Raw genomic sequence first — 13177 nt, forward strand, 5'->3', positions numbered from 1 at the left:
ATTACCTCCCTCATGCACACTTCTGCTTTGATATAGCTACTAACACCGGTATCCATGAAATCTGGATGGTTAGTATCTAATACATAATCTGTTTCTTTTATAGGTTCACTAGTTAATGATTTATTTTTGCTTGTGCCCAAAAAAGTGATTATGACTTCCTGGGATTCATTAATATCAACTTTCTCAATGATTTTTTTAATATCAAATACCCTCTCCAAAAGATTTCTCTTGCTGCTAAGTACTCATCACTTCGGCTGGTATTTTGAAATTGTCCCGAGCTTTTCAAGGAATGCCTCTGCCACACTCCGTGACTTTATTAGTACAGATGCCTCATGATTTTTCTTTAGTGCGCTATACGTCCAGTTCGTACTGCCTACAATGGTAATATAGTTGTCTACGATCAATATCTTATTGTGGGTAACGCGGTCGTTACTGTCGTAGTATACAGGGACGTCATTTTTTTTGAGCAATTCATACGCATCGTCGCTTTTTCTTTCTGTTTTTTTTCGCTTTTTCCCTGTTTCCCAAAACATGATATTTTGATCAAAGATAACAGTTACATTTACTCCACGTTTATGTGCGGTAATAAGGTCATTAACCAGATTATATTCCCAACCCCGATTATATTTCGGATTAATATCGGCTATGTACATGACGCACATGATGGATTTCTTTGCAGTGGTCAATGTCTGGTGTACCTGTGGGTAATAGTCTTCATCCACGAGCGGTATGACATCGTCAGCAGGCAGACCGAAAGAAGAAGGGTTGTAAAAGATACAGGAAACGAAAATGACCGTAATGGAAAGTTTATTTATTGTGCGTTTCAGGTATTTCATAAATATTCTATTTGAATTTCAATGTATCATTTATTTTTAATTTTTGTATTTATTGTAAAGTTCCCATCACAAGCAAAGGGGTAACCTCTTCTATCTGTACCGAAACAATTGAATTTTTGACCGTGTCTGGGCCGTCAAATAAGACCTTGATGTACCGTTCAGAGTATCCACATAATTTATTCGTTTTGGAATCCCTTTCTGCTTCTACGAGCACTTCTGCATGAGTGCCTAAAAATTGTTTTTTGTAGGAAAAGGCTAAAGTCTTTGCCGTAGCGTCTAACAGTGCTTTTCTTCGCTTAATAATTTGAGGTGGGCAATGGTCAGTCATCTTCGCCGCTGGAGTGCCTTCCCGTGCGCTGAAAGGGAATATATGCATACGGCTAAAACCAGCATTCTTACAAAGACCGATGGTATTTTCAAAATGTACATCTTTTTCTCCAGGAAAACCCACTATAACATCCGTAGTAACTGATGGTGAATCAATCTTTGAACGAATGCTACCAAGTATCTCTAAATAGTGCGATGAGGTGTATTTCCTGTTCATCCTCTTAAGAATAAAATCATCTCCACTTTGTAATGGAATATGGAAGTGAGGACATATCTTTTTTGTATGCACAACAAGGTCGATTAAGTCGTGCGTTATTTCATTCGCTTCAATCGAGCTTAGCCGGATTCTTTCTAGTCCTGATAAATTACTGAGTATCTGAATAATATCCAATAAACGGTAGTTTTCCTGCTCGTCCTTGCCATAAGCCCCCAGATGGATACCGGTCAGTATAATCTCTTTGTAACCATTATCAATTAAACGTCTTGCTTCTTCAAAAATATCCTGTGGCCTCCGGCTCTTGATACCTCCCCGAACGTAAGGGATGATGCAATAGGAACAATACAAGTCACATCCGTCTTCGATCTTGAGGAATGCCCTTGTATGACCTGCAAAATGGCTTATCTTAAGATTATAAATGGGGTCTTCAGTCGGTTCGGAAAGAGATTTTCCACCTGAAAATCTATTTTCACCCTCCCCCTTACCCACCCCATGAAGGGCGGGGAGAATTGTTATTCCCCTTGTTTTTCTTCCCCCAAGCGGGAGGGGGCTAAGGGGAGGGGGATTTTTATGGTCATTTGAACTTTCTGAAGGCACGGATGTTTCTTGCGTAGGGGCACGGTGCACCGTGCCCCTGCTTACGATTTCTGCCAGGTATGCCTCTTCCGCCTTGGTAATCACATAGTCTACCCCTTCTATGTTTTTTATGGCTTCTGAATCTGCCTCGGCATAACAACCAGTAACGACAACTGTCGCACTCGGGTTTTTCCGTCTAACCCATTTAATATATTGTCGTGATTTTTCATCACTGGCTGAGGTGACCGTGCAGGTGTTGATTACGTAAAGGTCTGCAGCCTGTTCAGGGACGATTTCTACAAATCCCTTTGAGGTAAGGGATTCCCGGAGTGCCTGGGTCTCATACTGATTAACCTTGCATCCAAGTGTAATAAAGGCGCATGTCTTCATGTTTTTGACAGGATTTACAGGATAATATAGATAGATTTAACAGTGAGGAACTTCAAAGTTGCCAAAGACCTAATCTAATTTGGCTTGACAAAAATAGCTGTCAGTGTACACTACGGTTGACAGATATGTCCCGAAGAATTCCTTAGCGAAAAACGGGCAATAATTTGCGCGAATATTGTATCCCTTTTCTGTTACTTCGTGCCCATTCGTGGCTAAAAAGTTATGTGTGATTTTATCAGACCATACCTCCTTTTTGAAGAGAAATTCAGATGATTGTTGGCATACCGAAAGAAACGAAACCGGACGAATATCGGGTGGCTCTTATTCCTGCTGGCGTGGAGGAGATGCTGAGACACGGGCATACCGTACTTATAGAAAAGGGCGCTGGTTTGGGAAGTGGCATCTCTGACCAGGAATATAAGAAGGCAGGCGCTAAACTCATTGATGAACCAAAAGAAATTTATGATCAGTCACAACTCGTAATGAAGGTTAAAGAACCCCTGCCGGAGGAATACCCTTTCCTGAGGGAAGATCAGATCCTCTTTACGTTTTTTCACTTTGCCGCCTCAAAAGAATTAACGGACGCTGTAACAAAGACAAAAATAGTTGCCATTGCCTACGAAACGATCCGGGATGAACATGGCCAACACCCGATCCTGACACCCATGAGTGAGGTTGCCGGACGAATGTCTATTCAGGAGGGAGCAAAATATCTTGAGAAACCCATGCTTGGACGTGGAATACTTTTGGGTGGAGTACCCGGAGTAGCTCCGGCTGAAGTAGTCATCATAGGCGGTGGTATTGTAGGCACTAATGCCGCAAAGGTGGCCGCTGGGCTTGGGGCACGAGTTACTATCCTCGATATCAGTGTAAATCGACTAAGATACTTGGATGACATCATGCCAAAGAACGTTGTTACACTCATGTCCAATACCCAGAATATCCGGGAAAAAGTAACATCTGCGGACTTACTCATTGGCGCAGTGCTGGTTGAAGGAGCCCGGGCGCCGCGAGTTGTTACAAAGGAAATGGTTCAAACAATGAAATCCGGTGCAGTGATCATTGATGTAGCCATTGACCAGGGGGGATGTGTGGAAACCAGCAAACCAACAACCCATAGTAATCCTATTTACAAGGAATATGATGTTATTCATTACTGTGTGACTAATATTCCCGGTGCCGTGGCATGCACATCAACCCATGCACTAACCAACGTGACGCTGCCATATGCCCTGGAAATTGCTGATAAGGGATACGGACGTGCAGCACGAGAAAACCAGGCCATACTGAGAGGTGTCAACATGGTAAAGGGAAGGCTTACAAACAAGGCAGTTGCAAGCGCTTTTGATATGACATATAGTACATTTGAATAGTTTGAAAAATTTTAGTTGCGCATATTAGTTGAATTGCGTTGTATTTTAACATGGATTTTATAAAATAGGATGGATTTTAAAAAGCAATTCATTCATTGTATTAACAAAAGAAAGGAAAAATAACATGAGTGAAAAAGAAATACTGGTCGTTGTGTCTAAACTCAAGAACTACATACGTTCTACCTCTGGCATGAATACGGCGAGCAATGTTGCGGAAATATTGTCTGATACCATTCGCCGTTTGTGTGATCAGGCAATCGAGAAAGCAAAAACAGATGGCCGCAAAACAGTAATGGAGAGAGACTTTACTTCGGAAGTTTGAAATATTTGTTGGTGCAATCTGTTGTTTTTAGTGTATCTTGGCCGGTTGAAGTGATGCTCTGCCACAAAAGATTCATGTATGGTATTCTGCATTAATGGTAACGTATTCATGAGACAAGTCACACGTCCAGATAGTGTCCTTGAAATCCCCCAGCCCAAGTTCCAGGCGAATTTTGATATCTCTACCTTTCATGGAGGTACTAAGGACATTGAGGTCGCACTGTGTTGGCATCCCTTTGGCAAAGATCAGGATGTCGTTGATGTAGAGATTGGTCTTTGATTCATCCAGTTCCACACCTGCATAACCGGCGGCAGAGACGATGCGTCCCCAGTTGGGGTCTTCTCCGTTCATTGCCGTCTTTACCAGTGGAGAATCTGCAATGGATCTGGCTATCTTTGTTGCATCACTGCGTGACCATGCACCAACCACATCAATCTGAATAAATTTTGTAGCACCCTCACCATCCATCACAATGGCCTTTGCCAGATAGCTGGTTACATAATCCAGTCCTTGTTGAAAGATTCGTAAATCGTTATTTTTCGAGGGGATGTTTACCCCGGATGCACCGTTTGCGATAATAGCGATGGTGTCGTTGGTGCTCATGTGGCCGTCAATGGTGATGCGGTTAAAGGAGGATTCTGCTGAATTTCTGAGGCATTCGTTGAGCAGTGAGGCAGGCATGGAGACGTCTGTCGTAAGAAAACACAGCATGGTTGCGAGGTTTGGTGCAATCATCCCCGCTCCCTTCGTAATACCGCCAATCGTTACATCTTTGTTGTTTATCTTTAACCTGACGGCAATGTCTTTTTGTTTTGTATCCGTCGTCATGATGGCCCGTGCCATGGTATTGCCATGCTCCGGGGTGTTTCCCAAAGTCGCTGCAGCGGTCTTAATACCCGTAAAAATCTTATCCATGGGAAGCGGCCTGCCAATAATCCCGGTAGAGGCGACCAGTATCTCATCCTCGGGAGTTTTCAGGCATTTTGCCGCAATCTGCCCCATCGCTTCGGCATCTTTGTAACCCTGCTCTCCTGTGCACGCATTCGCGTTGCCGCTGTTGATGACGAAGGCACGCACGCGACCCTTTTGAATGATTTTTCTGCTAAGCTTTACCGGTGCGGCATAAATCTGGTTTGTGGTAAACAAGGCGGCGCCAGTTGCAGGAAATTCTGAAAAGATAATTCCCAGATCAAAACTGTCTTTTGCTGTTTTGATTCCACAATAGGTAGCGCCTGCCTTAAAACCCGTGGGGGCAACAATACATCCTGTCGTTATTACTTCCATGCTACCAGATATCCTTTCCTGCATTGCAGACCAAACAGCTGCATGCTGATGAAATCAAAAAGCAACAGAGATTTGTCATATTGAAGGTATGAGGAAGGCAAATAACAAACGGTTTGAATTGTTTGAGTTGTTTACACGGCTTCTTTCGGTTAGATAAAAACATGGTTATAAAATAAATACAGCCGCTGCAACTACGGTAGTCCACAGGCCATTTTTGTCCCCCCGCGCTGCTTGTGTGATGTTTCTGGTTTTTACGATTTTACCACTCATCCGATACGTTTCTTTCCGTTCATCATAGTTTTTTGCAGGGTCGAATTCGATACCCAGAGTAGTGGCCAGCATGGTGGCGGCAAGGTCTTCTGCATAATCGCCCGATTTTTCTTCGGTTTCACCATAGGCATGGTGTTCGCTGAGATATCCATAATGTTCGTGCTCTCCCGGAACTGCCATACCGACAGAGGCGGAGATCATCCGATTAGGCTCATTGGTAGAATTCTCGCTCATTACGCAAAAAATCACCTGTCCACCCTTTAGCATTGCAGTACCTTGTTCCTTGGTAACAATCTTGCAATTCGGCGGGAAGATACTTGACACCCTCACTAAGTTGCATTTTTCAATGCCAGCTTTTCGCAGGGCGAGTTCAAAGGACTGTAACTTGTCTTTGTGTTTTCCAACACCTTTGGTAAAGAATACCAACCTCGGTATCATCATATTGATTGGCTCCCTCATATAGTTTAAAAACAGAAAACGGGATAAGTAAATTTAAGTTGCTTAGTGAAACAAATTTCTCAATGAAATTCAATAGAATTTTGAAAAATCGAGGTATATTTTTTCATTCATTTATTCACCGTGTAGAATACCGGGATGTGACGAAATTCTTAGCGCTTAATTATCTTTATTTTTGATTTTTTCATCGCTTCGTGGTATCGTGTTCTTACAATTTTCTGGAGAGCACAAGAAATACGGTATTCTGTAAAATTTTTTGCATCACGTGTTGCTTCCAGGCCTGATTGTTTCTGTACATAACATAGTTGCGTGCTATTTTAGGTTCTTCACGATACGAAGGACCGCACGCTGATTAAATACGAGGTATACCATGAACCTTGAAAAGATTCCTACCGGTTTTCGTCCACCCTGGGACGTTAACGTCATTATCGAAATTCCGCTCGGGAGCGAGCCAGTGAAGTATGAGGTCGATCCGGATTCGGGGGCTATCTTCGTGGACCGCTTCTTGCATACTGCGATGTTCTATCCGTGTAATTATGGTTTTATTCCTCATACCTTAGCAGATGATGGCGATCCTGTTGATGTTCTGGTAATTGCACCTGTTCGGGTAATACCTGGATCAGTAATCCGGTGCCGGCCAATTGGCATGTTAGTCATGCGTGACGAAGAAGGCAGGGATGAAAAGGTACTTGCCGTTCCCGTTGACAAACTTCATCCCTTCTACAAAGATGTATCTTCATACAAACAGCTTCCGGCAATTTTGCTCGACCAGATTGTCCACTTCTTCAAACATTACAAGGATCTTGAACCGGGGAAATGGGTAGAGCTAGAAAACTGGCATGATGCGGATGAAGCCGCGAGCTATCTCAGTACGACGATTGAGAGAGCAGCTTCTCAGAAAACATAGCGTGGTGTAACCGCAACCAAAAAGAACTGCTTTGGTGACGAATAGAAAATATCGCCATTTTTAAGAAAATTCAAAATGCAAATATCGAAAAATGAATTACATCTGTTTGTATCTGGGACCGCCACCACCCTCTGGCACAGTCCATCTGATATTATCAAACGGACACTTCCTTTGGCAGGTCTTGCAGTGGATACAATTCGAAGGATTTGCCGGAAGGGTATCATTCCCAATCTGCTCATAGACACCTCCGGGACAAAACGTTATGCATGCCCGGTCAAAAAAGCGATCGCACGTATTGATACAAAAATTTTGGTCTAAAATACTGAGATGCGCGGGTTGGTCTTCCCTGTGCTTCGTACCAGCTAGTGCGACAAACGTCGCCTTGTCAAATTTGCCTGGAATATCATATTTGAACCTGGCTGAGGTCATGGCCTTAAAGTCTCTTTCCATGCCAAACCTGGGTAAGAACTTGCCAATAATCGAAAATGGGAAACCGAACGTTGAACCAAATTTTGCGATTATTGCACGAAAATTTCTGGCTGACTTCATCTCAGTCATTACTGAATTTTGTTCTAACAGGTGAGTGTAGACTTCAGCAGCCTTGTTAGAATCGTTGAGACACTGAATTGATGCCTTGCCAGCAAGTAATCCGGATTCAATGGCGTTGTGGAGTCCCTTGATCTTATGCATATTCACGAATCCAGCGCTGTCGCCAACTACCATCACATTCTTGTAACCGATGGTATTTATCGTATTGCTATTGGCGCTTAATTGTACGTAACGGGGCAATGCATAATAACCCCCTTCGGGGATCATTTTTACACCGGCTTCAATTATTTCGCTGCCTTCAATGAACTGACGGATAAACGCATGACGTTTAAAATCTTCCAGGGCCTTTTGCGGATTAAAGTTACAATACTTCCAGTCCGCTCCCGCAATAATGCCAACGGCAATCTGGTTATCACCATAGCTGTACGCAAATCCACCACCAAAGATATCGGGGCCAAATAGGGGAAACCACAACGGATAACCCAGAGTATGAACCACCCGGTTATTGCCGAACGATTCATAGCGCTCTTTACTCACGCGGATGATTTCTTTCACGCCAACCGAAAATACCTGATTGATCTGGCGTTTTAGACCAGCCTTTACAACCAGATCTTCAGTAACAAGACCATCCGCTCCTTCTGCAAGGATGATAATATCCGCGGTAATCGTCTCTCCTTTACGGTAATTGGGTTGTGGATGCCCCTTTTTGTCAAGACCCTGATCAACAAGTTTTACTCCAGTAACCTCTTTCTTGGTTTGATCATATAATATTTCCTTCACACCAAAGCCTGTATAAACTTCAATACCCAGTGAGATGGCAATTTTCCCAAGGAATCTTGTCAACTTGCTTATGGAAACAATATGATCACCACTGTTGTCCATTTCACCAAATGATAATCCCAATTTCTTGCCAAACTTGATGAGCAGCGAGATGTTGACGACAAATTTTTTCCCCAGGAGGAAGCACACGTCATCATCTTTCACCTCCCTTTCCATGATATGACCAGCCCCCTCCATGCTAAGCCAATCATGGCTGGCTTCGTCAAGCAAGCGCTTTAGTGCGGCCGTTTCCAGAACAGCGCCAGACAGATTGTGATCACCAAGCGACTCTCCCTTTTCCAAAATCACGACATCTGCATCCTTATGAACACTTTTAGCGGCAATCGCAGCAGCCAGGCCACCAGGTCCGGCGCCAACAACCAGGATTGAAACGTGTGTATAATCTTTTTCTTGTATCATCTTAAGGCCTCAATGATTTTGGGTACGATCTCCTCTGCATTCCCGATGATATAGTAATCTGAGTGCTTGAATATGGGTGCCTGTGGATCGGAATTGACGGCCACAATTATGCCGGCATTTTCAATACCGATTAAGTGCTGAATGGCACCTGAAATTCCAAGAGCAATGTACAGCTTGGGACTAACAGCGGTTCCCGTTTGCCCGACCTGATGGATACGGTCAATAAATCCATGCTCTACGGCTGCCCGGGACGCCCCACGCTCGACCTGACAATGAAGTTTTTCCTGCAGCGCTATGGACAAATCACTCACAAGCTTATTATAAGTATCTCTATTCCTCAGGCCCTTGCCACCCGACACAATTACATCCGCGGTAGTAAGTTTTGCACTTCCACCACTCAATTCTGTACTGACAATATCAAAATCAATATCCGATTCCGAAAGGGCAGCCCTGTGCTCTATAATATTCCCCTTTCTCGAAGGTTCCGGTTTCATTCTTTTCATGACCCCCGGCCTGGCTGTTGCCATTTGTATTTGTGAATTTATGGTGCATATGGTAGCCATGACGTTACCGCCCAATGCCGGACGGGTCTGCATCAATATTGCAATAGCGCCTCGCCTTGTATTATCTCTGATGTCTAATCCAGTACAATCTGCTGTCAATCCGCAACCGAGGCGATAAGCAACCATGGGCGCCAGGACTCTTCCCTGAGGAGTAGCGCCAAATAAGACAATCTGTGGATTGTGTTTTTCTATCACCTCGGCAATAACTTTTCTATACGGCACAGGCCTGAATTCCTTCAGGAGTTCATCTTCAATTACATGAACATCATCAGCGCCAGCGGCAACGAGTCCATCCGACATATGCCTGCATGTATGTCCCGCAATCACAGCGCCAACCTTTACCTGTAAAGATTTTGCCAGGCTATTGGCCTTACCAAGGAGTTCTGATGTAACATCAATCGTCTTTTCACCATCATGTTCCGCAATTACCCAAACATCGCCCGCGTAAGCCGGTTGCGTAATCTTGTATCCTTCAAACATTTCCAGGATCATCCGTTTGGGCGTTTTTTCGCCAAGAAGCTCTTGAATCTTATCGACCAGCGACTCATGAAGCTGATGTACATCGATTACTCCCAGCTTGGAAAGCGCTTGTGCAACTTTTTTAAATAATGTCATTTCCTTATCAGTAAATTCATAATCGCGGTTAAATGGGTCGCCCGCTCTTTTTGACGGAAGTACATAATCTGTCCCTTCTGTTTCAAAAGCACTATGGAAACCGCCTTTTTTATAATCCATCATTAATTCAGTAACAAATTCATCAATAGTAAAAATCTGTTTATTTTTCCTGGCGCTCTTTGGCGGCGGAAAGACCCTTATCACACGTGTCTTTGAGCCATTGGCGCCGAATAAAGTGGGTTTTATATCCTCGGCAGACCAATTAGTAACGGTAAATTTGTTGGCCCATCGCGACCTCTGAAATGATGCAAACAACGGATATTCATAATTGGCAATCGTTATCACGTAAGGGAATGTTTTAGGGATTACCCACTGATTACCACCAGCAACGATTTTCTTAATCCGGAACTTATCGTCAATGAATTCTACATCCGTGGCATATGCAATACAGGGTATCTGCAATTCCTCAGCTACCTGTGGTGGAACCTGTGCGGTATCGCCATCAACCGATTGCATTCCTGCTATCACTGCATAATCATCATTGCCGCTAAACATGTCCCTCACGATCCGTCGTATTGCATAGGCCAATGGATTAGCCGTCGCAGGGGTATCCGCCCCTCCTAGCGCCTTATCGGTAAGAAGCACCGCAGAGTCGGCACACCTGGTCAATGAATATATCAAGATATCTTTTGCCATGGGCGGACCCATGGTGAGACAAACAATCTTTCCTGGTGAAATCTGTCTCATCTTGCTGGCAAACGCCAGTGCATCTGTATCAAGTTTGTTGATAACGCTGGGCAAAACGCCACGTTTAAGGGTGCCGGTTTCAGGATCTAAGGCATTGCCGGTAATTTGGGTTACGTCGGGAACCTGTTTGACGAGAACAATATAATTACTCATAACGTACAAAAAAATAGATTCTTCTTAAGAGATATACATACATACTTATTTACTGTAAAATTCTTATTAAGGATAACAAATTATTTGAAAAGGAGTCAAGTTTTAGGTGAAAAGATAATGAATTAGAAAAGACCCTATGGGCTGCGGCTGATAAGCTCCGCAACAATATGGACGCAGCCGAGTATAAGCATGTTGTGCTTGATTTGATTTTTTGAAATACATTTCCGATGCCTTTCATGATCTCTATGAAAAATTGAAGGCCGGAGAAGGTGAATTTGAAGGCGCTGATCCGGAAGATAAAGACGAGTACCTTGCCCATAATATCTTCTTTGTCCCTGAGAAAGCGCGCTGGCAGTATCTCCAGGATAAGGCAAAAAAACCGGAGATAGGAAAGCTCGTTGATGACGCAATGGATTCCATAGAAAGGCTTAACAGTACTTTAAAAGGGATTTTGCCAAAAATCTACGCAGACCCCGAATTGAATAAACAACGGCTGGGAGAACTTATTGATCTTATCGGCACTATTGGATTCAACCAAAGTGGGCATAAGGCAAAGGATTTACTTGGCAGGGTGTATGAATATTTTCTCGGCCAGTTTGCCGATGCCGAAGGGAAAAAAGGGGGTCAATTTTACACACCCGCCTGCATCGTAAAACTCCTTGTGGAAATGCTTGAACCGTATAAAGGCCGTGTCTATGACGGGTGCTGCGGTTCCGGCGGGATGTTTGTTCAGAGTGAAAAATTTATTGAGGAACATGGCGGGCGTATCGGCGATATATCCATATTCGGGCAAGAGTCAAACCCAACAACACTACGCCTTGCCAAGATGAATCTCGCCATTCGCGGTATTGATGCAAAGATTGAGTCCGGAGACACGTTTCTCCATGACAAACATCCTGATTATTTGAAGGCAGATTTTATCCTCGCCAATCCTCCCTTTAATGTGAGCGACTGGAGCGGTGAGCAGCTTCGAGATGATAAAAGGTGGAAATATGGCGTGCCGCCGGCGGGCAATGCCAATTATGCCTGGCTTCAACACTTTGTGCATAAATTAAGCCCCAACGGCACTGCCGGAATAGTTTTGGCGAACGGAAGTATGAACTCAAACTCCGGCGGTGAAGGAGAAATCCGTCAAAACATGATTGAGGCTGGTCTTATTGACTGCATGGTCGCCCTGCCTGCCCAGCTTTTTTATAATACCATGATTCCCGCATGCCTGTGGTTTTTGGCGCGCAATAAGGCGAATGGAAAATTTCGCAATCGCTCAAATGAAATTCTCTTTATTGATGCCCGGACGATATGTAGGTACTGAGACAGAAGAAGTTGACGGCGTGCCGTTTAAAGAGAAGATGAACGCGTTGACTTCAAAATTGGCAGAACAATTTGCAAAAGGTGCCGAATTGGAAAGAGAGATAAAAAAGAATCTCAAAGGGATAGGGTATGAAATTTAATCTTAGTGGCATCTGTTTTATAGTAAGAGCAGCGCAATTATCCAACAACCTGTTGGACAACTTACAGAACAGCGTGTTTCGTAATTACCAGCACGCAAAATTAGCCAACAGCTTGTTGGACAAATTAAGTAAAAGGTCACTTTACGTTTTATCATAGATATTTACATTTCATCTGGTGTACAATTTAATTAATACTCATTAGTACATAAAAGCATTAAAGGTAAAAGGAGTGTTAAGAAATGACAAAAACTATCCAGGCAGTATTTGAACATGGTGTATTAAGACCATTAGAACCAATTGAGGGAATAAGGGAAAATACAGAGGTTGAAATAACTATTGCTTTTAAGCAAAAGGAGGTGTCTCCTATCCTAAGATTTGCTGGGATATTAAGTGAAGAAGAGGCAAACAGGATGCTAAAAGTAGTGGAAGAGGAATTTGAAAGGGTAAATCCGGATGAATGGAAGGATTAGCCTTGATACAAATATTGTAATACGGTTATTTAAAAATGATCCTGAAATTACTAGGACGCTTGCTGTCGTATCAACCCTTTGTCTTCCGGTGCCTGTAATAGCCGAAATCCTCTTTACTACCAGAAACTCGTCCCGCCAAAAAGAAAACCTGAAAATCTACAATGAATTTATTGATGTCTGCGATGTGTTAAATATTACACGGAAAACAGCTAATCACTATAGTTCCATAAGACTAGAATTAAAGCAGAAAGGCCGTCCTATTCCTGAAAATGATTTATGGATTGCATCAATCTGTAGAGAACACAATTTACCTCTTCTTACAGGAGATGCACATTTTGATAATATAAACGATTTAAGGGTAATTAAATTATAGCGAAATGACGATGAGTGATTTGACTTTTTACAGCAATTTTTTGCAACGGCTTGTTGCAA

Annotated in this window: 11 protein-coding genes and 1 pseudogene; 6 read left to right on the forward strand and 6 right to left on the reverse strand. The window is 43.2% G+C overall.

Annotation, left to right across the window (positions count from 1 at the left end; genetic code table 11):
* Nucleotides 1-245: 245 nt before the first annotated feature.
* Nucleotides 246-836: a phospholipase D-like domain-containing protein gene (locus BROSI_RS05645; RefSeq protein ID WP_052562789.1), complete on the reverse strand. Its 591-nt coding sequence runs from the start codon at nt 834-836 to the stop codon at nt 246-248.
* Between the two features lie 49 nt (nt 837-885).
* A complete protein-coding gene (gene mtaB, locus BROSI_RS05650; RefSeq protein WP_052562790.1) occupies nt 886-2346 on the reverse strand; it encodes a tRNA (N(6)-L-threonylcarbamoyladenosine(37)-C(2))-methylthiotransferase MtaB in 1461 nt (486 codons plus the stop codon).
* Between the two features lie 269 nt (nt 2347-2615).
* Between mtaB and ald the strand changes: the two genes are divergently transcribed.
* Nucleotides 2616-3719, forward strand: a complete 1104-nt coding sequence (gene ald / locus BROSI_RS05655) for an alanine dehydrogenase (RefSeq protein WP_052562791.1) — start codon at nt 2616-2618, stop codon at nt 3717-3719.
* 124 nt (nt 3720-3843) lie between these two features.
* Entirely contained in the window at nt 3844-4041 is a 198-nt protein-coding gene (locus BROSI_RS05660; protein WP_052562792.1) for a hypothetical protein, read from the forward strand.
* 72 nt (nt 4042-4113) lie between these two features.
* Here the strand turns inward: BROSI_RS05660 and argJ are convergent, their stop codons facing one another.
* Together argJ and BROSI_RS05670 are read right to left on the reverse strand one after the other, a co-directional pair.
* The gene (gene argJ / locus BROSI_RS05665; RefSeq protein ID WP_052562793.1) at nt 4114-5325 is read right to left on the reverse strand and encodes a bifunctional glutamate N-acetyltransferase/amino-acid acetyltransferase ArgJ; all 1212 of its coding nucleotides are present in this window, start codon (nt 5323-5325) and stop codon (nt 4114-4116) included.
* A gap of 165 nt (nt 5326-5490) precedes the next feature.
* Entirely contained in the window at nt 5491-6036 is a 546-nt protein-coding gene (locus BROSI_RS05670) for a pyruvoyl-dependent arginine decarboxylase (RefSeq protein ID WP_052562794.1), read from the reverse strand.
* A 385-nt stretch (nt 6037-6421) separates the two neighbouring features.
* Here BROSI_RS05670 and ppa point away from each other — a divergent pair, with 385 nt between their 5' ends.
* Complete coding sequence (gene ppa, locus BROSI_RS05675; protein WP_052562795.1) at nt 6422-6958, forward strand: inorganic diphosphatase; 537 nt, start codon at nt 6422-6424, stop codon at nt 6956-6958.
* Between the two features lie 96 nt (nt 6959-7054).
* On the opposite strand, the gene BROSI_RS05680 is transcribed toward ppa, so the two are convergent.
* Together BROSI_RS05680 and BROSI_RS05685 are read right to left on the reverse strand one after the other, a co-directional pair.
* Nucleotides 7055-8746, reverse strand: coding sequence for an electron-transfer flavoprotein:ubiquinone oxidoreductase (locus tag BROSI_RS05680; protein ID WP_052562796.1), 1692 nt, complete (start codon nt 8744-8746; stop codon nt 7055-7057).
* Nucleotides 8743-10824 (reverse strand): FAD-binding protein, encoded by a 2082-nt coding sequence (locus BROSI_RS05685; protein ID WP_052562797.1) that lies wholly within the window; start codon nt 10822-10824, stop codon nt 8743-8745. Before BROSI_RS05685 ends, BROSI_RS05680 begins: the two co-directional genes overlap by 4 nt.
* A 167-nt stretch (nt 10825-10991) precedes the next feature.
* Here BROSI_RS05685 and BROSI_RS21260 point away from each other — a divergent pair.
* From BROSI_RS21260 to BROSI_RS05700, 3 genes and pseudogenes are all read left to right on the forward strand, one after another.
* Nucleotides 10992-12275: pseudogene (locus BROSI_RS21260) on the forward strand (type I restriction-modification system subunit M).
* A 239-nt stretch (nt 12276-12514) separates the two neighbouring features.
* Entirely contained in the window at nt 12515-12745 is a 231-nt protein-coding gene (locus BROSI_RS05695; RefSeq protein WP_052562798.1) for an antitoxin family protein, read from the forward strand.
* On the forward strand, nt 12729-13118 hold the full coding sequence (locus tag BROSI_RS05700) for a type II toxin-antitoxin system VapC family toxin (protein WP_052562799.1): 390 nt from the start codon (nt 12729-12731) through the stop codon (nt 13116-13118). The genes BROSI_RS05695 and BROSI_RS05700 overlap by 17 nt, the downstream gene beginning before the upstream one ends.
* Nucleotides 13119-13177 lie beyond the last annotated feature (59 nt).

It is taken from the genome of Candidatus Brocadia sinica JPN1 (assembly GCF_000949635.1).
Taxonomy (GTDB): domain Bacteria; phylum Planctomycetota; class Brocadiia; order Brocadiales; family Brocadiaceae; genus Brocadia; species Brocadia sinica.